Origin of the sequence: Andreprevotia sp. IGB-42 (assembly GCF_009848685.1) — a bacterium.
Taxonomy (GTDB): Bacteria; Pseudomonadota; Gammaproteobacteria; order Burkholderiales; family Chitinibacteraceae; genus Andreprevotia.
Genome location: NZ_WXTX01000012.1, coordinates 82,365 through 103,952, shown reverse-complemented (window position 1 = coordinate 103,952; position 21,588 = coordinate 82,365). Strand labels below are relative to the sequence as shown.

The 21,588-nt window shown below is 60.1% G+C and carries 11 protein-coding genes; 4 read left to right on the top strand and 7 right to left on the bottom strand.

Annotated elements, in window-relative coordinates:
* Positions 1-84: 84 nt before the first annotated feature.
* From IGB42_RS17190 to IGB42_RS17175, 4 genes are all read right to left on the bottom strand, one after another.
* Positions 85-8,790 carry a DUF4347 domain-containing protein gene (locus IGB42_RS17190; protein ID WP_159673952.1) on the bottom strand — a complete coding sequence of 2,902 codons (8,706 nt, stop codon included), beginning with the start codon at positions 8,788-8,790 and terminating at the stop codon, positions 85-87.
* A gap of 104 nt (positions 8,791-8,894) precedes the next feature.
* Positions 8,895-9,461 carry a phage tail protein gene (locus IGB42_RS17185; protein WP_159673950.1) on the bottom strand — a complete coding sequence of 189 codons (567 nt, stop codon included), beginning with the start codon at positions 9,459-9,461 and terminating at the stop codon, positions 8,895-8,897.
* 64 nt (positions 9,462-9,525) lie between these two features.
* Positions 9,526-9,861, bottom strand: a complete 336-nt coding sequence (locus tag IGB42_RS17180) for a hypothetical protein (protein ID WP_159673948.1) — start codon at positions 9,859-9,861, stop codon at positions 9,526-9,528.
* Positions 9,858-10,400 carry an N-acetyltransferase gene (locus IGB42_RS17175; RefSeq protein WP_159673946.1) on the bottom strand — a complete coding sequence of 181 codons (543 nt, stop codon included), beginning with the start codon at positions 10,398-10,400 and terminating at the stop codon, positions 9,858-9,860. Before IGB42_RS17175 ends, IGB42_RS17180 begins: the two co-directional genes overlap by 4 nt.
* A gap of 372 nt (positions 10,401-10,772) precedes the next feature.
* On the opposite strand from IGB42_RS17175, the gene cysC reads away from it, so the two are divergent.
* The 4 genes from cysC (at position 10,773) to IGB42_RS17155 (ending at position 16,049) form a co-directional block, all read left to right on the top strand.
* Entirely contained in the window at positions 10,773-11,345 is a 573-nt protein-coding gene (gene cysC / locus IGB42_RS17170) for an adenylyl-sulfate kinase (RefSeq protein WP_201799986.1), read from the top strand.
* Between the two features lie 206 nt (positions 11,346-11,551).
* Positions 11,552-12,697, top strand: a complete 1,146-nt coding sequence (gene macA, locus IGB42_RS17165; RefSeq protein ID WP_159673944.1) for a macrolide transporter subunit MacA — start codon at positions 11,552-11,554, stop codon at positions 12,695-12,697.
* Between the two features lie 2 nt (positions 12,698-12,699).
* Complete coding sequence (gene macB / locus IGB42_RS17160; RefSeq protein WP_159673942.1) at positions 12,700-14,649, top strand: macrolide ABC transporter ATP-binding protein/permease MacB; 1,950 nt, start codon at positions 12,700-12,702, stop codon at positions 14,647-14,649.
* Positions 14,650-14,666: 17 nt separating this feature from the next.
* On the top strand, positions 14,667-16,049 hold the full coding sequence (locus tag IGB42_RS17155) for an efflux transporter outer membrane subunit (RefSeq protein WP_201799985.1): 1,383 nt from the start codon (positions 14,667-14,669) through the stop codon (positions 16,047-16,049).
* Positions 16,050-16,074: 25 nt separating this feature from the next.
* Here the strand turns inward: IGB42_RS17155 and IGB42_RS17150 are convergent, their stop codons facing one another.
* The 3 genes from IGB42_RS17150 to IGB42_RS17140 all read right to left on the bottom strand — a co-directional run bounded on the left by IGB42_RS17150 (position 16,075) and on the right by IGB42_RS17140 (position 21,586).
* Positions 16,075-16,287: a hypothetical protein gene (locus IGB42_RS17150; RefSeq protein ID WP_159673938.1), complete on the bottom strand. Its 213-nt coding sequence runs from the start codon at positions 16,285-16,287 to the stop codon at positions 16,075-16,077.
* Between the two features lie 202 nt (positions 16,288-16,489).
* On the bottom strand, positions 16,490-17,095 hold the full coding sequence (locus tag IGB42_RS17145) for a hypothetical protein (RefSeq protein ID WP_159673936.1): 606 nt from the start codon (positions 17,093-17,095) through the stop codon (positions 16,490-16,492).
* 9 nt (positions 17,096-17,104) lie between these two features.
* Positions 17,105-21,586, bottom strand: a complete 4,482-nt coding sequence (locus tag IGB42_RS17140) for an RHS repeat-associated core domain-containing protein (RefSeq protein ID WP_159673934.1) — start codon at positions 21,584-21,586, stop codon at positions 17,105-17,107.
* Positions 21,587-21,588 lie beyond the last annotated feature (2 nt).

Genomic DNA, 21,588 nt, shown 5'->3' with positions numbered 1-21,588 from the left:
CCTCGTTACGGGTCGGTTGTGGATAGGGGTGTTCCGGCACTGCGGCATGGGCCGGCAGTGCCGATGAATGGATTGCGTTACGGATCACGCTTCGGCCTCGGCATCTGCCTGGGCGGGCTGGCGGCTCATGGCAAGGTGATGCAGCAAGGCATTGCCCGCTGCATGCCGGGCCGGGCGGCCAAACTGGTCGAACTGCACCGCCAGCGCCGGTTTGCCGGCTGCGTTATCTGCCGCGTGCATCAGGCCGGCCAGCGGGTGCTGCAGCAAGCCGGCGTCGGCCAGCTGCGTATCGGTGATATCCAGCGCCGCGCGGTTCGCGCCCGCCTTGACGGTCAGGTCCAGATGGCTGCTGGCGCGGTTGCCCTTGTTGTCGCGCGCAATGATTTCGATCTGCAGTTTCTGGTTCATGCCTGCAGGCGGCTTGCCGACGAGCGTGCCGGTAACGGGGTCGAATTTCAGCCACACCGGCAACGGCCTGCCGTCTACTAGGCGCACTTCCACCGTTACGCTCACGTTGCGGTCGCTGTGGCTGAACGTGGACGCAGGCAGCGCGATGCTGATCGGCTCGCCAGCGACGACCGAGAAGTTGCCGATCTCCGGCATCGCCTGCAGGCCGGCGCTGCTCGATGAACCCAGCTCGACAAACGACATGCGGCCATCGTTGAGCGGCGTGATGGTCGAGTTGCCGCCGGACAGGTCAACCCCGAAGGTATTGTTGCTGAGCGTGCCGGCACCGAAGGTTTGCATGGTGCCGGTAGGATTCAGCGTGGGCGCATCGGCGAAGCTGATGGTGTTGCTGGTGGGGTTCAGCGTGGGGGTATTGGCAAACGAGGTCGGATCAAGCGCAACCAGCGTGATCAGCGGTGCGGGAGTGGGCGCCGGCGCTGGCGCCGATTGCGATGGTGACGGCGCAGGTATGCTGTCAGGCGCCGGTGTGGGCACCGGCGGCGGATTGCCATTGCCGATGGTGTAGAGCCCACCGCTAAGGCCGCCATTGATGTTGTTGCCCGCGCGATCCGCAATGCCGGTGCCGGATGGCCGCAGCGATACGCTCAGCGTGCCATCACCGCTGACGTTGCTTACCTGGATGGAGTACGTGCTGGCCGTGAGTTGGGTGACCGATGCAATCGTTCCGGCGGCAGAGCCGGTGGTGCTGAGCGTGAAGTCTGCGCCGTCCACGCCGAAGACGTTTTCCGAGAAGGTGACCGTGTAGGCAACCGACGTGGCGGAAGTCGGGTTGGCATCGACGGCGATAATGCCGGTTGCAGTGGGCGGGGTGGTATCGATGATCACGCTGCCGAGCGCCACTGGCGCCGGCAGGGCGAGCGATACGGTTCTGCCTTGGCTATCGCGCAGCAGCGCGCCGTTGCTGTCGAAGCTGGCAACGGCGATGCCGTCCGTATCGTTCTGGCCGGCAGCGACGACATAGTGGAATGTCAGTGTGGTGCTGCCGCTGCCTGCCACATAATCGGCATAGACAGTCTGTCCACCGACATCCAGTGCCAGCCGCGGTGTACCGCCGCTGGTATCGATGCTGGTGGCGCTGGACAGGGTGACGGTGAAATTGACGCCATCACCCTCATTGAACGCACCATTGCTGCTGGTGATGCTGTTGATGGTGGGGTTGCCGTTACTGATTTCGTAGGCACCACCGGCCAGGCCTGCCACGATGGCGTTGCCCGCCAGATCGCGGATGCCGGTACCCGTGCCATTCAGGTCAAGCTGCAAGGAACCCGTGCCCCCTACATTGCTCACGGTCACAATATAAGTACGGGCATCAACTTGCGTAATCGATGTGATCTGGCCGTGTGCGCTGCCGGTGGTGACCAGAGCGAAATCGCCGGCATCGACACCTTGCACGCCTTCGCTGAAGGTAGCGATGTAACGGGCAACGTCACCAACCAACGGGCTTGGATCAATGGGCGCAATGTGGCCGGGATAAGGCGCGATGGTGTCGATCAGTACCGCATCGGTACGGCCGATGCCATTGAGGTTGAGCGAGGCATCGATATTGGCACCGCTGCGGATACGCCCGCCATTGCTATCCAGCGTGGTGGTAATGGTGATGCCATCGGTATCGATCGAGCCGCCAGAGCCCAGCGTAATACGGAAAGTCAGTGTGCTGCTGCCGGAGCCGCCCGCGTAGTCCACGCCGATGCTATTGCCGCCAATATCGATCATCAAACGCGGAATACCGCCGCTGGTATCGACGAACACCGCTTCCGAATAATTGACGGTGAATTCCAGTGTCTGGCCGCCAATATAGGTGCCGGGCGCAGGTACACCCACGGTGCCGACAGTTGGCGAGACATTGTGGATCACGCCATCGACGATGATGTTGTGCTGGCCACCGATCGAATCGGGTCCGCCTACGGTGGGCAAGGTCAATACTGCGTTGTTGCTGCCTGCGCTCTGGATGGTGGCGCCATTGAGCGCCAGTGCACTGGTCGAGTTGACATCGAGATCGCTGCTGGTATCGCCGGTTTGCACCGTGTACGAGAACATCAGGGTATCGGTACCCGAACCGGATACATACGTGGCGTTGCGGTCCACGCTGCCGGTTTCCAGCAACAGCGTGGGCGTGCCGCCGGTGGTATCTACGTTGACGATCTGGTCGAATTTCACCTGCAGGGTAACGGTCTGGCCGGCTACATAGGTGCCATTGGCCGAAGTGGCATCGACGTTCAGTACTGCGGGATTGATGCCGAATACATTGATATTGACGGTATCGGTATCGGTTTTGGTGCCGCCGCTGCCAGTCAGGCCCAGATCGCTGAGGGTGATCTGTACCGAGGCACTGCCGTGATAGCCGGGCGTCGGCGTGAAGGTCAGGCCATTGAGCGCGTTGTTGATGTCCGCCAGCGTACCTTCAAAGGTCGCGGTGCCATCGTTGGTGCCATTGCCGACGAGGAAGCTCAAGCCGGTGGTGCCGGACAGGGTCAGCAGGCCATTGGTGGCAGTCAGTGTCACGCGTTCGACACCACCGTTGCTGTCCACATCGCTGATGCTGATCAGGTTGCTGTTGCCGGTATTGAATGTGAGCGTGCCGTTTTCTGCCACCGCTTGCGATACCGGTACCGTATTGACCGGATCATTGTTGAACGCGGTGATGGCGACCAGCTTGGTGGCGATATTGCCAGTGGAATTACCATCGTTGACTGCAAAACTGATGGTGCGGTTGCCGGTATCCGGGTTGTGCGAGGTATCGGTATAGGTGACGGTGCGCAGCGCAGCCTGCCATTGCGCCTTGGTGGCGGTCGCGCCGGCCGAGGTCAGCGTCAGCACGCCGGTGGCGGCGTTGTACGATGCCGCGATATTGCCCATGGTGGCGGGGTTGTTGGTAAACGCCAGCACGTCTTCACCGGTCTGGAAGTTGCCGGTGATGGATACCGTGGCGCTGGCCAGGTTGGCGGTATCGATATCGCTGACGGTAATGCCGCTGTCGATCACTACCGGCGTGCTGGTGACAGCACCTTCGGTAAACGTGGTGTTGCCGCCGGATGTGGTGGTCACCGGCGGGAAGTTGTATGCAGCCACCGACACTGCCTTGGTGGCGGTGTTGCCATTGCCGGTGCCATCGTTGGTGGTGAAGCTGATGGTGCGCGTGCTGGTGTTCACCGTGCCGGCGGTATCGGTATAGGTAACCGAGCGCAGCGCGGCCTGCCATTGCGCGGTGGTGGCGGTTGCACCGGCCGAGGTCAGCGTCAGCACACCGGTAGCAGCGTTGTAGCTGGCACCGATATTGCCCATGGTGGCCGGGTTGTTGGTGAACGCCAGCTCATCTTCGCCATTCTGGAAGTTGCCGGTTATCGCTACGGTAGCGCTGGCCAGCGTGCTGTTATCCCCGTCAGTGACGGTAAAGCCGCTATCGATCACCACCGGTGTGCTGGTGGGGTTGCCCTGGTTGAATGCGGTGGTGCCGCCAGAGGTGGTATCCACCGGCACGTCGTTGGCAGCGGCCACTGTGACATCACGGGTTGCGGCGTTGCCGGTGGAGTTGCCGTCGTTCACCGCAAAGCTGATGGTGCGGTTGCCGGTATTGGGCGTATCCGAGCTGTTGGTATACGAGACCGTGCGCAATGCCGCCTGCCATTGCGCGGTGGTGGCCGTGGCGCCGGCCGAGGTCAGCGTCAGCACGCCGGTAGCCGCGTTGTAGCTGCCAGCGATATTGCCCATGGTGGCCGGGTTGTTGGTGAAGGCCAGTACGTCTTCACCGGTCTGGAAGTTGCCGGTGATGGACACGGTAGCACTGGCCAGGCTGGCGGTATCGATATCGCTGACGGTGATGCCGCTATCGATCACCACCGGTGTGCTGGTCACGTTGGCGCCTTCGGTAAATGCAGCGCTGCCGCCCGATGTAGTGGTCACCGGCGGGAAGTTGTATGCGGTAACTGACAGCGATTTGGTGGCGGTGTTGCCGTCCGCAGTGCCGTCATTGGTGGTGAAGCTGATGGTGCGTGTGCTGGTATTCACCAGGCCGGCGGTATCGGTATAGGTAACCGAGCGCAACGCGTTCTGCCATTGCGCGGTGGTGGCGGTAGCGCCGGCCGAGGTCAGCGTCAGCACACCGGTGGCGGCGTTGTAGCTGGCGCTGATATTGCCCATGGTGGCCGGGTTGTTGGTGAACGCCAGCTCATCTTCGCCGTTCTGGAAATTGCCGGTGATGGCCACGGTGGCGCTGGCCAGCGTGCTGTTGTCACCATCGGTAACCGTGAAGCCGCTGTCGATCACCACCGGGGTGCTGGTGGGGTTGCCCTGATTGAACGCGGTGGTGCCACCCGACGTGGTATCCACCGGCACATCGTTGGTAGCCGCAATGCTGACGGTCTTGGTGGCAGCATTGCTGTTCGAGTTGCCGTCGTTTACCACGAAGCTGATGGTGCGGTTGCTGGTGTTCGGGTTGTCCGAGCTGTTGGTATAGGTGACCGATTGCAGCGCGGCCTGCCATTGCGCCTTGGTGGCGGTAGCGCCGGCCGATGTCAGTGTCAGCACGCCGGTGGCGGCGTTGTAACTGGCGCTGATATTGCCCATGGTGGCCGGGTTGTTGGTGAACGCCAGCGTATCTTCCGCGGTGTGCAGGTTGGCGGTGATGGATACCGTGGCGCTGGCCAGCGTAGTGCTGTCGCTATCGCTGAGCGTGATGCCGCTGTCGACGACCACCGGTGTGCTGGTCACGTTGGCGCCTTCGGTAAACGCCGTAGTACCGCCGCTGCTGGCGGCAATCGGCGACTGGCTGGTGGCAGTAACCGTGATGGTCTTGGTCACCGTATTGCCATCGGCCGTGCCGTCGTTGGTGGTAAAGCTGATGGTGCGGTTGCTGGTGTTTACCGTGCTGGCGGTATCGGTATAGGTGACCGAGCGCAGCGCAGCCTGCCATTGCGCGGTGGTGGCGGTGGCGCCAGCCGATGTCAGTGTCAGCACGCCGGTGGCGGCGTTGTAGCTGGCGCTGATATTGCCCATGGTGGCCGGGTTGTTGGTGAACGCGAGTTCGTCCTCGCCATTCTGGAAGTTGCCGGTGATGGCCACGGTGGCGCTGGCCAGCGTGCTGTTATCGCCATCGGTAACGGTAAATCCGCTGTCGACTGCCACAGGCGTGCTGGTGGTATTGTTGCCCTGCACGAACGCGGTATTGCCGCCCGATGCCGTATCAACCGGCACATCGTTGGCAGCGGCAACGCTGACGGTCTTGGTGGTGGCAGTGCTGTTGGTGCTGCCGTCATTCACCACGAAACTGACGGTGCGGTTGCTGGTGTTCGGATTGTCCGAGCTGTTGGTGTAGGTGACCGATTGCAGCGCGGCTTGCCATTGCGCCTTGGTGGCGGTAGCACCGGCCGAACTCAGGCTCAGTATGCCGGTACCGCTATTGTAGCTGCCGCTGATGTTGCCCATGGTAGCCGGGTTGTTGGTAAAGGCCAGCACGTCTTCGGCAGTCTGCAGATTGGCAGTGATGGCAACGGTGGCACTGGCAAAGGTGGTGCTGTCGATGTCGCTGAGCGTGATACCGCTGTCGACGACCACCGGTGTGCTGGTGACGTTGGCGCCTTCGGTAAACGCCGTGGTGCCGCCGCTGGCGGTGGCAATGGGCGTATCGTTGACGGCGGCAACAGAAACGATCTTGGTGGCGGTATTGCCATCAGCGGTGCCATCGTTGGTGGTGAAGCTGATGGTACGGTTGCTGGTATTGGGTGTTTCGGAGCTGTTGCTGTAAGTGATGGATCGCAATGCCGCCTGCCATTGCGCAGTGGTGGCTGTCGCACCGGCCGAACTCAGACTGAGTATCCCGGTGCCGCTATTGTAGCTGCCGCTGATGTTGCCCATGGTGGCCGGGTTGTTGGTGAACGCCAGCACATCCTCGGCCGTTTGCAGGTTGCCGGTGATGGCCACGGTGGCGCTGGCCAGCGTGCTGTTGTCCGCATCGGTGACGGTAAAGCCGCTATCGACGGCCACCGGCGTGCTGGTGGTGTTGTTGCCTTCGGTAAACGCGGTGGTGCCCCCGGACGTGGTATCGACCGGGGTATCGTTGACCGCCGCCACACTGACGGTTTTGGTGACGGTGCTGCTGCTGGTGCTGCCGTCATTCACCACGAAGCTGATGGTGCGGTTGCCGGTATTGGGCGTATCGGCGCTGTCGGTATACGTGACCGAGCGCAGCGCGGCTTGCCATTGTGCCAGCGTGGCGGTGGCGCCAGCCGAACTCAGCGACATCACACCGGTGGTGCTGTTATAGCTGCCGCTGATGTTGCCCATGGTGGCCGGGGTGTTGGTAAACGCCAGCACGTCCTCGGTATTGTGCAGGTTGCCGGTGATGGACACGGTAGCGGTGGATAAGGTGCTGCTGTCGAGGTCGCTGACGGTAAAGCCGCTATCGATCGCCACTGGCGTGCTGGTGACGTTGTTGCCTTCGGTAAACGCGGTGGTGCCGCCCGATGCGGTGGCGATGGGTGTATCGTTGGTCGCGCCGACGCTGACCGTCTTGGTGCCGGCAGTGCTGTTGGCGATGCTGTCGTTGACCACAAAACTGATGGTGCGGTTGCCGGTATTGGGCGTATCGGAGCTGTCGGTATACGTAACCGAGCGCAACGCGGCCTGCCATTGCGCCAATGTGGCGGTAGCGCCGGACGAAGTCAGGCTGAGTATGCCGGTGCCACTGTTGTAGCTGCCACTGATATTGCCCATGGTGGCCGGGTTGTTGGTGAACGCCAGCACATCCTGGCCGGTCTGGAAGTTGCCGGTGATGCTGACGGTGCCGCTGGCCAGTGTGCTGTTGTCGCTATCGGTGATGGTGATGCCGCTATCGATGACCACCGGCGTGCTGGCGACGTTGTTGCCTTCGGTAAAGGCGGTGGTACCGCCGCTGGTGGTGGCGACTGGCGCGACGTTGGGCGGGACTGCGGCGGCAACAACGATGTCGTCGATATAGATCGAGATATCTGCTGCGCCGTTTTGCTGAACGATGCGGACTTCATCCACGTACTGCCACTGGCTGCCAGAAACGGAAACCACGGTATTGCTGCCAAAGGCGGGCGCGGTGAAGTTCTGCGTGGCGCCGGATACGGCACTGCCATCGCGGTAACCAACCAGCCGGTAGGTGTTGGCGCCCCCACCGTTTTCCACGGTGATCGATACGAATGAAAACTCCTCACCTGTCGTTGCCTTGAATACCCCGGCAGCCTGCGTACCGGAGCTGGCGGCAACGTAGGTGCCATTCAAGACTGCCGCGTGGTCCGTGCCACCATTGGCCATCGAGGTATCCGTCGACAACTGGGTGACGTCGACATAACCGCCCGCATCCTGCGTACCGGCAGAATTGAGCAGCGTGAATGTCCAGCCGTTGATCACGCGGGGAGCGCCTGTCGTACCCTGGCTCTGGCCGGTACCGCCGTTGACCGCAACACCATCAAAGTTTTCCGAGGTGGGTGCGGCAAGCAGCGCATCATAATGATCCAGTGCTGCAGCGGTACCGAACAGGCCCGCCTCTATGCTGCCCGAACGGGCTTCCAGCACCCAGTTGCCACCAAGATGTGTACTGCCGGTATTGTCTGTCGAGGCAGCCACATCGGCGCCGGTGGCTTTGGCCAGGGCGTTGATGAAATCGGCACCCTTGCCATCGGCGCCCACCTTGCAACCATAAAGCAGGATGTCGCCATTCTGGCTCAGTGATTGGCCGATGGAGCCCAGCAGGCCGGTGTGAGATGCAACATCAGCACTATCTATCCAGCTGTTACCCAGCTCGATCCTGCCCACTTCGCCGTGACTGATGATGTGGATGGCATCGATGTCGCTGCGGCCCGCCACAGTATCGGCAATGACCTGCAGGCCATCCTGATCGGGCCGGATCACGATCACTTCGAGATTCGGGGAAATGCCATTGAGTAATGTTTGTACGTTGCTGAGGCCACCATCGACGAATACGATCTGCCGGCCGGGCTCTGCATTGCTCAGGCTGGCGGGCAACGTCGCTGCCGGTGCGACCTGCGTATCACGCTGTGCGGCGGGATCGGCAGCATTGGTGGCTGGGCGGTTGGGCGCTGCATCGTTGCCTGCCGGTGCTGGCCGCGTATCCTGCCTGCCTGCCTGATCGGCATTGGTCAGATATGCGGTGGGGCGATCGGCCACCTCTGCGCTGCGTGGCGCCGGTTTGGCTTCCGCGTGGCTGGTATCGGCATGCGCGGCAGTGGCCACCACTGCGGCGTCGAACATGATGCGTGGCTCCAGCGCGCGCAACAATACTGGCTTGGCTTTGCCAACAGGGGTTGCTGTTGGCTTGAGGTCGCGTTTGGTCCACCACATGATCATCTCCTGGCCGCATAAAGCAAAGTGGGAGTCCTGGTGAGAGGACTCCCTTGCGCACAGTCTATTGCGGATCAGACCATACGCGTTGTATCACTTCGGAATCAGTTGCGTGAAGGGAAAATGCCTTCCAGCGCGATCACGAAGTTGGTACCAAGGTAAGGATTGCGTAGCGGGATCGGCTGGCTGCCGCCAATCGGTGCGCTGGTTACTTGTGCTGCAAATGGCGCCAGTGTGACGTCGCTGGCATCGGTGCTGTACAGCGTGCCAGGGCGGCCGCTGCCGGTAACCGGGCCCAGGCGGCTGGTCGCCGAAGGCACTGCCGCCACATTGGTGCTGGCAGTCACTGCCGGAATGGCAACGTTGACCGTCACATTCGGGATGAACTGTGGCAGTTGCGGAGTGAGCAACGTGATGTTTTCAGCACCAGCCAGTTCACCCTGTGTGATCGGGGTCAGGCCCGGGCCCTGGCCCTGGCCAACCGGGCTGCGGCCGCGGTAGTCAGGCAGGCCGAATGTTTGCTGGCCATTGCCGCCATATACGGTGCCCAGCAAGGAAAACAGCGCCTGGTTCTGCGCAATGCCGACCAGCGCACCATTGCAGGAAGCCCAGCCACGCGGGGCGAAATTGAAACCGACCATACGAATTTCACCGATAAACGGATCACTCATTTTGCTGCTCCACTTGGTATACGGCCGACATCGTCGGCTGGTTGCGCGGCGAGCCGCGAGAAGATCATTGGGTATCCGCTATTGCTGCCTCAACAGGCCGCCGGCAATGGAAAACAGCCTGTAACAAATGATGTTCGCCATCTTCGTCGGGGCCGATGGGTGTCAGCATCACTGGCCATTGCATCTTTGCGGGGCTGTGCAGCAGGTAGGTGTATTGCGGCAACTGCAGGCCAGCGGGCTGCCTGAATACGGCGCTGTAGCATTCGAACCGGCGGTTCATTGCCACGCCTTCATTCACTTCGACGAGCTGCACGTCCACGCCGCCATGGCCTTCCCAGCTCAGGTGCCAGTTTTGCTCTAGCGATTGCTGCAGGTCTGTGAAACTCGGAATAGCGGTCATGCGGTTGTTTCCATTGCCCGGGCCTGTGACTGCGGCATTCCAGTGGTAGTACGATGCATCTGCAGATAAAGGTTGTTACTGCCGGTGACCGAAAAACCAAAACGCTCATACAGCTGCCTGGCTGGGTTGGTCTGCTCGACAAACAGCCGGATCGCCTTACCGGCTTGGTCTGCCTCTGCGGTCAGCGCACGCAGGTAATGGCTGCCGATGCCGCATTGCCGCCAGTCTGGCAGCAGTGAAATATCGATCAGGTTGATCGTGCTTGGCCCGCGGAACACATACAGGCGGCCGATGGGCTGCTCCTGATACACAATCAGCGAGAATTCGGCATCGTGATAATGCTGCTGGTAATACGCGTGCTGCGCTTCAAACTGCTGCAGCAGAAACTGTGCTTTTTGCTCGTCGCTCCAGCCAGATAGCGCCAGTTCGTCGATGCGGGTAGAGGCAAACAGCACCCGCAGGAAGTCGAGATCGCCGTCCGCAGCGGGGCATAGCTGCAACGCAGACAGATCGACAGGCTGACGGGTGGGTGCGCTCATGGATTAAGGTAGAGCCCGGTATGACAACGCCCTATATGATAAGCACCTGGTTTTCTTACGCAAGTGCCATCGCTAGATGATTGGAAATTACAACACAGTTTCTTTTTCTTGTGGGATAAATGCATGGTTTGATAAAGCCTTTTGCTGACCAGCGGGCCAGATATGGGTAACGTGAAGTATGCCGCTGCATGCACGCAGCCCCGAGGCGTGGGAATGGGCTGCTTGTTTACCTCGTGGCCAGCTGCAGCAGGCTCGGTGCCAGCCGGCTGGGACGGCGCCGGGCCATGATCAGATCCATACCGTATCGCCAAAACTGTCACGGACTGCCCGATTCGACCATCAAGTATGCAAAAGCCAGGTGACACGCTGTTGATGCCCATGCCCGGAACCGCGCATGCCGGCCCCTTGCTGCAACGCAGCCCCGGTACCGTCTGGATTACGGGTTTGTCCGGCGCGGGTAAAACCACGCTCAGCCGGGCGCTGCAGCAGCGGATGAATGCAGCAGGCCTGGCGGTGCTGTTGCTGGATGGTGATGACGTGCGCGCCGGCCTCAACCGTGATCTGGGGTTCTCTTCTGCAGACAGAACCGAAAACATCCGCCGCGTTGCCGAAGTAGCCAGCCTTGCCAACCGCAGTGGCATCTGGGTGGTGGCCGCGTTCATTTCGCCATTGCGTATACAGCGGCAACTGGCGCGTGACCTTATCGGTAGCGAGCATTTCATCGAAGTATTTCTGGATACCGCCCTGGATGTGTGTGCAAGGCGCGATGCCAAGGGCCTGTATGCACAGGCCAAGGCAGGGCAGATAGGCCAGTTCACCGGGCTGAGTGCCCCTTATGAGCCGCCGCTGGCGCCAGCACTGGCCATAGACACCGCACAGCTCACTCCGGCGCAGGCCGTTGCGATGATCTGGCAGCAGCTGGCAGCCCACCAGCCTGCTGGCTGAGCCCGTTCGCAGGCTGACCCGCCCCCCGTTTTGGATACCGCCCTTAATGGCGTACGGAATTGTTTGTTTTTACAGGCAGGCCGTAGCCCGATCCCACGAATTTTACGGTTTCGATGTTTTCCTGATACAGACTGCAGCTAAGATAGCGTGCCCTGCCGCCAGGCTGATTTTGCCGACGGCATTCCAATCGAACATAGCGCTTCCGGATGAAACTGAAAAAACGCGGTACCCGCATCGTGCTGGCTGTGCTGGTACTGATCGTGGTGGCTTTGCTGGTATGGTATTTCAAGCGGCCTGCGCCACCCCCCCAATACCTGACTGCGCCGGTGGCGCGCATGGATATCGAAGAAGCGGTATTGGCCAGCGGCACGCTGGAGCCCATTACCCAGGTCAGCGTCGGTGCACAGGTGAACGGGCAGCTGAAAGCGCTGAAGGTGAAGTTGGGCGATAGTGTGAAGAAGGGCCAGCTGCTGGCCGAGATCGACCCTGCCATCCAGCAGAATGATCTGCGCAACGCACAGGCTGGCCTGCAGAACGTCGAGGCACAGCGCCGTGCCAAGGAAGCGCTGCTGCGCCAGTATGATCTGGCACTCAAGCGCCAGCAGCAGATGATCGCCAGCGATGCCAGCCCGCGTGCCGATCTGGAAAGCGCACAGGCGCAGCTCGATTCCACCCGCGCCGAACTGGCTGCAGTGGATGCACAGATCGCCCAATCGCGCGTGCAGGTGGATACCGCGCAGACCAATCTGGGCTACACCCGCATCATGGCGCCCATGGATGGCGAGATCATCTCGGTAGTCACCAAGGAAGGGCAGACGGTGGTTTCGGCCCAATCCGCGCCCACCATCCTGATCATGGCCAACCTCGATACCATGACCATCAAGGCACAAATCTCCGAGGCCGACGTGGTGCGTGTGAAGGCGGGCCAGACGGTGTACTTCACCATCCTGGGCGTGCCGGAGCGGCGCTTCTACGCCAGGCTGCGTGCCATCGAACCCGCGCCGGAATCCATCAACAGCAGCAGTTCCTCCAGCAGCGCCGTCTATTACAACGGCCTGTTCGACGTGGCCAACCCCAATCACGTGCTGCGCACATCGATGACGGCGCAGGTGTCCATCGTGCAGGGTGAGGCCAAACAGGCGCTAACCGTACCGGCAGCAGCATTGGGCTTGCGCGGCAAGGACGGGCGCTATGAAGTTCGGGTGCTGAAGAATGGCAAGGTGGAAACCCGCCAGGTGAAGGCGGGGCTGAACAACAACGTCAATGCACAGGTACTGGCCGGGCTGGCTGGTGGCGAACAGGTGATCATCGGTGAGCCGGTTGCCGGCATGATGCCGCCGCCGGGGCCGTAAGCATGGCGGCCTTGCTTGAGTTGATGCAGCTGGAACGCCGCTTCCCGGCCGGGGATGAAGAAGTGGTGGTGTTGAAGAACATCAACCTCAGCATTCACGCGGGCGAAATGGTGGCCATTGTCGGGCAGTCTGGTTCCGGAAAATCAACGCTGATGAATGTATTGGGCTGCCTGGACAAGCCATCCAGCGGCAGCTACCGCGTGGCCGGGCGTGAAACCGGTGAGCTGAGCGTGGATGAACTCGCCACGCTGCGCCGCGAACATTTCGGCTTCATTTTCCAGCGTTACCACCTGATGCCGCACCTGAGTGCGGAGCAGAATGTCGAAATCCCCGCCGTCTATGCCAGTGTGGACAAAACGCACCGTCGCGAGCGCGCACGGCAATTGCTGACCAGGCTGGGCCTGGCAGGCCGTACGCTGCACCTGCCCAGCCAGCTATCTGGCGGCCAGCAACAGCGCGTGAGTATCGCCCGCGCGTTGATGAACGGCGGCGACGTCATCCTGGCAGACGAGCCCACCGGTGCGCTGGACAGCCATAGTGGCGAAGAAGTGATGAACATCTTGCGCGAGCTGCATCGCGCCGGGCACACGGTGATCATCGTTACCCACGACATGCAGGTGGCCAGCAACGCCGGGCGCATCATCGAAATCCATGATGGCGAAATCGTTGCAGACCGTGCCAACCCCGTTGCCGGCGATGGCGAGCGCACGGTGCTGGTGAAGCCTGCCGCCCCGGCCCGCGCCAGGCGCTTCAATGCCAGCCGCTTTGGCGAGGCATTCAAGATGGCGTGGATTGCCATGGTGTCCAACCGCATGCGCACCTTGCTGACCATGCTGGGCATCATTATCGGCATTGCATCGGTGGTCTCGGTGGTGGCGCTGGGGCAGGGCGCCCGGCAGAAGGTGATCAGCGATATCAGCGCCATGGGCACCAATACCATCGAGATTTTCCCCGGCAAGGATTGGGGCGACAGCAAGGCTGGCAGCATCCACACGCTGGTGGCTGCGGACGTTACCGCGCTGCAGGCACAAGTCTATGTGGATAGCGCCACGCCGCAGTTGAATGGTAGTGGTACGTTGCGCTACCGCAATATCGAGGCCGCCGCGCAAGTGGCCGGGGTGGGGGAGCAGTTTTTCCGCGTCAAGGGCGTGACCATGGCCCAAGGGGCCGCATTCCGTGAGGAAGACGTACGCCGTCAGGCACAGGTGGTGGTCATCGACGACAACACCCGCAATAAGCTGTTTCCGCACGGCGGTAACCCGGTGGGCGAGATCATCCTGCTGGGCACGGTGCCGGCCCGCATCATCGCCGTGGCGGCCAAGAAAAGCGGTGGCTTCGGTAACGATGCCAATCTGAATGTGTGGATACCCTATACCACCGCAATGGGGCGGCTACTTGGCCAAAGCCACCTGAGCAGCATCACCGCGCGGGTGCGCGACGGCCTGCCCAATGACCAGGCCGAGCAAAGCCTGACCCGGCTGCTGACCGTACGGCATGGCAGCAAGGATTTCTTCACCTTCAGCAGCGACAGCATACTCAAGACCGTGGAACAAACCACTGCTACGCTGGCCTTGCTGATTTCCTCCATCGCGCTGATTTCGCTGGCGGTGGGCGGCATCGGCGTGATGAACATCATGCTGGTATCCGTCACTGAACGCACGCGCGAGATCGGCATCCGCATGGCGGTGGGCGCGCGCCAGGGCGACATCATGCAGCAATTTCTGATCGAGGCCGCGCTGGTTTGCCTGATTGGCGGGCTGATCGGCGTGGTGCTCTCGCTGGGCATCGGCGTGGTGTTCTCTTACTTCGTGCAGGTGATTGCCATGCAGTTTTCCATCGCCTCCATCGTGGTGGCCTGCGTGTGCTCCACGCTGATCGGCATTGGCTTTGGCTACCTGCCGGCCCGCAACGCCGCCCGGCTGGATCCGATCGAGGCACTGGCACGCGAATGACCCCCATGCGAGCAAGAATGTATACAAGGCTACCCACGCTGGCATTGGCACTGTTGCTGGCCGGCTGTGGCAGCGCACTGCAAAGTGATTACCAGCGCCCGGCGGTAGCGATGCCGGCGCAATGGCAAGGCACGGCCATCACCGGGCCGCAGGTTGCCAGTGGCGAACGCTGGTGGCAGCGCTTTGGTGATCCGCAACTGGATGCGCTGATCGACAAGGCACTGCGCAGCAACAACGATCTGGCCGCGGCCACCATCAGGGTGCAGCGCGCCCGGCTGCAAGCCGGGCTGACTGATACCAACCTCACCCCCAGCGTAACCGTGGGGGCGGGGGGCAACGTGCAGCAAGATCTGAAAGAGGGTGGCCGCAGCGTGCGTAGCTACAACGCCACCGCATCGCTCAGCTATGAAATCGACCTGTGGGGCAAGCTGGCGCGCCAGCGCGACGCCGCCGCCTGGGAAGCCAACGCCACCGAGCTGGATCGCCGCAATACCGCGCTGGCGCTGATCGGCACCACCGCGCAGCTGTACTGGCAAATCGCCTACCTGAACCAGCGCATTGCCTCGGCCGAGGCCAGCCTTGCCTATACCGAAAAGACACTGGCGCTGGTACACGTGCAGCACAAGGCCGGCGCGGTGGCCGGGCTGGATGAAGTGCAAGCCGCGCAAAGTGTGGCCACCCAGCAAGCCACCCTGGTCAACCTGCAACAGCAGCGCGAAGAAGCACGTAACGCACTGGCCATCCTTTTCGACCAGGCACCGCAGCAGCGGGAGCTGGAGCTGGCAGCGCTGCCGCAAACGCCATTGCCCACGGTTCCGGAAGGCATCCCCGCCGATGTACTGGCCCGCCGGCCGGATCTGCAAGCAGCAGAATGGCGCTTGCGCGCCAGCATGGCCAATGTGGATGCCACTCGCGCCAGCTTCTACCCGGCATTCACGTTGACCGGCAGCGTGGGCAGTGTCAGCACCAATCTCGGCAATGTACTGAGCAACCCCATCGGCACGCTGGGGGCAGGGCTGACGCTGCCCTTCCTGCAATGGAACACCACCCAGCTCACCATCAAGGTATCGCAAGCCGATTACCAGCTTGCCGTGGTGCAATTCCGCCAGGCGCTCTACAAGGCGCTGGCCGATGTGGAAAACGCGTTATCCGCCCGCAGCCATGATTTGCAAGAAGGGGAGGCACTGCAGCGCGCGTTTGATCTGGCCCGCCGCAGCGAAACCCTGGCAGAAGTGCGCTATCGCGCCGGCAAGACCGGCGTGAAAGATTGGCTGGACCAACAGCAAGCGCGCCGCGCCATCGAAATCACGCTGGCCGAAAACCGCTATCGGCAACTGAATGACTTGATGAAGCTGTATCAGGCGCTGGGTGGGGATGTTGTGGATAACACGCTGGATTAATGGGAACTTCCAAAAACCTCGATTTTCAACCGCCGTGCGCATGTAACCTATTGATTGATATAAGCGGTGTTTTATGGAAAAAGGGGTTTCTGGAAGTACCCGTGGGGTAGAACGGTTCGATCACGCTGCACAGCCGCTCCCAAGGGACGACCTCGTCAATCCCTGCCAGAAACTGCTGACGCTTGGTGGCCTTGGGCTGCTTGGTGAAGGCGTGTTCGGCGACGCTTTGCTGTTTCATTGTGCTGGCGCTTGAGTGGGATGCCTGATTCAATCACATCAGTCGGCCGGGTGCTGATTTTTGCAGATGTTCCTTAGCATTTTTTGGAATTCTTTGGAGTTCTATGTAATCGTTTGATCGATTACTGATTTTCTGCCAAGGGCTCCGTCAATTTCTATTTGACAACGTTTCTGACTTGCCGAGGCCGTTGGTGTCCGATTAATTAGGCTAAATATTTTTTAGCAAATGCAAAATCAAAATCTTTTTTCCCAAGCATGCCTTTTTTACATATAGCTTCTTGGACTGCCTCGCTGTCAAAAGGTAGTTTGCTTTGCTTTGCTGCAAAAACAACTATCAAGAACGGGTATGAAAAATCGTTTGGGCTATCAATGACTTCTTTAATCAAAGCTGTGTCGAGGGTTAGGCAATTTTTAATTCTTCTTATGTAGAATTCATTTAATTTTTGAAAAATTCGCTCGGCATTTTCTTTTGTGCTTTGATTTTTGTTTAGCCTGACAACTCCGGTTGTATCATCGCCAAACCTTTTATATGGCTCATTTTGGGATGTGGCAGAAAAAAAAGCGGGGTTAGATAAATTGTTCTTGTAGGGCGGCGCAGCCTCTTTACAAAAATTCTCAATTTCGCTGCTGTAAGCACGTGCTCCAGCATAGTAGCCATCTGCATTTCTCAAATGTTGTATATATATTTCAGCAATCACCTCGCTGCCTTTTTTATACTTTATTGTGTTTTTAGATAAAGATGTCCCACTTTCTTTTCTTTCTTTTAGGGTTTCAAGAAAAGTTGCCTCAAATTCTTTCAAATCAAACATGCCTATTCTCTATTTGTAAATTAGTAGGTTGAATGTGGCGTCGTGTTGAGCGCCAAATCCACCTAGTTCCTTGCCTGGTTGGCCGCGTGTGGCGACTTTGAATACACCTTGTTTTCCTTGAGAAGGTTTAATTGTTCCTCCCCCAAGATTTTTTGTAGTATTGGCAGGTGATTTCATATCAAAAACGCCTGCAGCCTTTTGATTTTTCGTGAGGCCACCGGAGCCATGCTTTACTTCGAAGACGTGATATTTTCCTTGTTGGTCTTGCATGACAAAGTCAGCGCGAATTCGTTTGCCGTTGACCTTCATTGTTACTTCTTCAGCAACAAGCTTAAAGCCATTTCTCTTCAAATCATGCATGGCCTTATTTCTACCTCGATTACCACTAAAAGCACTTTTACATACCCATCCCCACGGATCAATCCATGCAAACGGATTGGGCCCATACTGATACAGGTTCAAACCACCATTCAAGCCGATCGGGTCTTCTGTGGTAAAGCGGCCGATGTCCGGATCATAGTAGCGGAAGGTATTGTAGTGCAGCCCCGTTTCCCGGTCATGATACTGGCCGGGGTAGCGCAGGTCGTTCTGTAGCTTGGTGACGGCGTATTCATCCGCTGGCTGTTGCTCCAGCGCCAGGTTACCCCAGCTTTGGTAACGTGCCTGCCACACTACGCGGCCATTGCGGTCGGTCAGTTCTTCCGGCGCGCCGGTGGGGTTGGCGTGGAACCAGTAAACGGTTGCATCGTCATTGGCGGCATCCGGGCGGCGGTCCACGCGGGCCAGCGGGGTATAGCTGCCTGGTTCATACAGGTACAGGGTGTGGCTGCTGTGGCTGTCCTCCAGGATCATCTGCATGCCATCCCAGCCAAAGCGGGTGCTGCTGTTGCCGCTGTGCTTGGCAGTACGCCTGCCCAGCGCATCGTATTCAAAGCGCACGCTGCTTTGCTGACCATGTTTGAGGATGGCCACTTCAATCAACTGGTGTTCGCAGTTGTAGCGGAAGGTCTGGATGGTATGGGCGCCGATGCGCTTCTCGGCCAGCCTGCCGTGCGCATCGTAGGCAAAGCGTTTGTCTTCGTGCACGCTGATACGGTTGTGCAGCAGTGCGGCTTGCGCCTGGCCGGTGCGTACCGGGTCCAGCATGTTGGAGGCGGCATCGTAGGCGAAGTGTTCATTCACCACTGACGAGCGCGCTTCGCGCAGGCGGCCGATGGCGTCGTAGCTGAACAGTGCTTCACCATTGATGGTGTCTTGCCGGCGGGTCAGCTCGCCAGTCGGGCCATATTCAAAGTGCTTGGCCAGGGCATCGCCCACACGCGGGTGCAGGCTGCGCTGGCGGATTTCCTCCCGCGCTTGCGGCCATGGCCATTGCTGGCCAGGCTTGAATGCCCAGTGGCGGGTCTGGCGGCCGACCGCGTCATATTCAAATGCAGAATTCAGAAGACCCTGGCTGCGGGCAATTTCGCGGTGCAGATCATCACGATCCATATCGCACATGATCTCGCCATCCAGCATGATCTGGTGCACATGGCCGCTACCATAGCTCAGCCATTGCAGCCGGCGGCCATCGGGCAGGGTGGTGGCAATACGGTTACCCAGCACATCGTATTCGTGCTGCAGCGTCTGCACGTCTTCCTGCGCGGGCTGCCCGGGGTAGGGGGAGGCGCGCAGCCGCTTGGTGGTTTCACTTAGCAGGCTGCCCAGTGGATCATAGGCCCAGTCGATCTGGTCGATGAAAGCACCTTGCTGCTGTTCCGCCGTATCATCCCTGGCCCAGCGTGCTACCTGGATGACCTGGTCATTGGCATCCCAGCTGTAGCGGGTGACGGTTTCCGCGGTGATCTTGGCAACCAGCCGGCCCATGATATCGCGCTGTAGCTCGGTAACGATCTGGTGCACGCTGCCTGCGGCTTCACGCACTTCCACCGTATTGCCATTGATATCCAGGCCATACTCACGGCGGCGGCCATCCAGCGAGATTTCAGCGGTGCATTGGTCCGCAGCGTCGTAATTGAAGCCGTAGCTTTGCTGGTTCTGGTTACGCAGTTGCGCCAGGTTGCCGGCGCGGTCGTATTCAAATGCCAGCGTGCCGTGTAGCGGGTCGGTTTTGCGGGCCAGCCGGCCCAGCGGGTCACGCTCGTAGCGGGTGATCTGGCCGAGGGCATCGGTCTCCGCTGCCAGCCATCCTTCCGTGGACCAGTGAAATTGCTGCTGGCTGCCATCGGCCAGTTGCAGTTGCTTCAGCTGGCCCACTGCATCCCAGTTGAAGCTGGTTTCGTTGCCGATGGCGTTGACGGTGCGGATGGGCAGGCCATGCACATCGTAATAGAAATAGCTGGATTTCCCGGAGCAATCGGTTTCCTGGATCAACTGCCCCATGCCGTTCCACACCAGCAGGTTCTGGCCGCCGCGCGGGTCGGTGATCTTGATCAGTTGACCATGATCGTCGTAGTTCTCCAGCGTGACATGGCCAAGCGGGTCCGTAGTGCGTACACGCTGGCCTTCGTTGTCATACTCGAACTGCCAGGCCTGGCCACCTGGCTCGACCATGTTGACCACCTGCAGCCACTGCGGGTGCCAACTGAAGGTATAGCTGCGGCCCAGTGGGTCAGTCAGCGCCACCACATTGCCGGCATCGTCATAGCTGGCTGTATCACGGCCGCCGTCCGGCCCTTCGATGGCTGCGGGCATCCGTTGTTCGGTCCATTCGCACAGGGTAGTGCGGCCCAGTGCATCGGTGTGGCTGAGCACCTGATACAGCGCATCCCAGGTCCACGTTTGCGTGCGGCCCAGTTGATCGGTGCAGCGGGTGATGCCTTGCTCGCCGTCATAGGCAAATTGCCAGAGCTGACCAAGGCTGTTGGTGTGGCGCACCACCCTTGGAAAAACGCCCTGCGCATCCTGCACCTGCTGCCACTCGTAATGGCATATCAGGCCGGTGCGCAAGGCTTGTTCCACCATCAAACTATTGTTGTCATAGGCAAAACGGCGCACGCTCTGGCCCGCGCTGTCGCGCACTTCAATGAGCTGGCCGCGTGCATCGTAAGCGTATTCAACCAGCGTTTCGCGCTCTGGCGCCTGATTGAGATACAGGCGTTCCATCTTTGCTACGCGCTGCGGGTGCTGCGGGTCATAACTCAGTTCAACCAGCACGCCACTGCAGTTGATCATCTGGTACAAGCGGCCATGTTCGTCGTGGCGCAAGGTCAGGCGGTTGCCGTGGCGGTCTTCAATGCCACGCAATGGCTGGTTTTGCACTGCGGCAAGATGGTCAAGCTTGCCAAACAGATAATAGATGCCGGCATCAATGATCTCGACGATCAGGTGATCGCCTTCGGTACGGCCTACGCGCAGCCCCAGATCGACAACGTGATAAGACTCGCCCGCGGCCATGGGCGGCACACTGAGCACCTGGCCGTCATCCAGTTGCAGATGGTAATGCACGCCATCCGGGCGGAGGTCGGTACTGATCTGTTGGGCGTAATCGCAAGACCAGCCCTGACCAAACAAACCGGTGGAGGACAGGTTGCGGCTGTTATATACCCGCTGCCAGGTAATGGGCATGCGGCCCGGTAGTGAAAAGTCGAGATCGTCTTCCGCATCGAGTACCTTGGCACCGCTCAGCACGTGTACCGGGCTACCCTGACGGAAGTTGTTGATTGCGGTAACGGCGCGCTGCGTGACATACGCAGTGGCAACACCGACCACAAAGCTGCCACCCATACAGAGTAGCTTGGTGCAGAAGCTGCCTTTGACCTTGCCAGTCAGCAGCAGGGCTACCGTAGCAATGGCACCCACCCAGGGGTTGGCACCGCTTTTTACGTCACGCACGGTAATGGTCTGGCCACCAATGAATACGTTCTTGGATGCCGTGCCCACATCTGCACCGCAGGTGGTTTTGTCACCTTTGCGTGTGGCGGGCTGGCTGTTGATGAAAACGGATTCCGAGCCTTGTGCCAGAAAAGCCGGTGGGGCGGGCGGATGTTTGCCACACAGCACGGTATCCAGTGGCACAGGGGATGAGCCCGGTGCCGCTACCGCAATCGTGGGCCGCCACATGTCCGACAGAAACCCGACTACCTCATCACCCAGGCTGGGTGCGGGCGGTGGCGACGCAGGGCCACCCCCCACCTTGCCGGCTGCACGGGCAGCAGGCTTGCTGTTGGTGAAGGTATTGGTAGAGCCGGTCAGGATCTTGCCGTCTTCCTGCGGGGGGCAGATGAAATTGGCTATCCCGGTGGTGGCTTTATCCAGTAAGCCGGAGCCACCAGAGACCCCCATGCCGATCCCGACAACCACGCCAATCAACAGGGGCGCACCTGCGCCCAAGGTCAACCCGGTTGCCGCTGCGGCAGCTGCAACCGCGGCAACGGCGGCGGCTGTAATCAATGCGTATGCGGCAATATCCAGCGCGACTTTCAGAATGTCGCCTAGGAGGGAGGTGTGAACAATGGGGTCACCCAGGCGTGCGGCACAGAGATCAGACATGT

Coding starts and splice junctions, on each gene's coding strand:
- IGB42_RS17190 (WP_159673952.1), bottom strand. CDS start 8,790: ATGTGGTGGACCAAACGCGACCTCAAGCCAACAGCAACCCCTGTTGGC.
- IGB42_RS17185 (WP_159673950.1), bottom strand. CDS start 9,461: ATGAGTGATCCGTTTATCGGTGAAATTCGTATGGTCGGTTTCAATTTC.
- IGB42_RS17180 (WP_159673948.1), bottom strand. CDS start 9,861: ATGACCGCTATTCCGAGTTTCACAGACCTGCAGCAATCGCTAGAGCAA.
- IGB42_RS17175 (WP_159673946.1), bottom strand. CDS start 10,400: ATGAGCGCACCCACCCGTCAGCCTGTCGATCTGTCTGCGTTGCAGCTA.
- cysC (WP_201799986.1), top strand. CDS start 10,773: ATGCCCATGCCCGGAACCGCGCATGCCGGCCCCTTGCTGCAACGCAGC.
- macA (WP_159673944.1), top strand. CDS start 11,552: ATGAAACTGAAAAAACGCGGTACCCGCATCGTGCTGGCTGTGCTGGTA.
- macB (WP_159673942.1), top strand. CDS start 12,700: ATGGCGGCCTTGCTTGAGTTGATGCAGCTGGAACGCCGCTTCCCGGCC.
- IGB42_RS17155 (WP_201799985.1), top strand. CDS start 14,667: ATGTATACAAGGCTACCCACGCTGGCATTGGCACTGTTGCTGGCCGGC.
- IGB42_RS17150 (WP_159673938.1), bottom strand. CDS start 16,287: ATGAAACAGCAAAGCGTCGCCGAACACGCCTTCACCAAGCAGCCCAAG.
- IGB42_RS17145 (WP_159673936.1), bottom strand. CDS start 17,095: ATGTTTGATTTGAAAGAATTTGAGGCAACTTTTCTTGAAACCCTAAAA.
- IGB42_RS17140 (WP_159673934.1), bottom strand. CDS start 21,586: ATGTCTGATCTCTGTGCCGCACGCCTGGGTGACCCCATTGTTCACACC.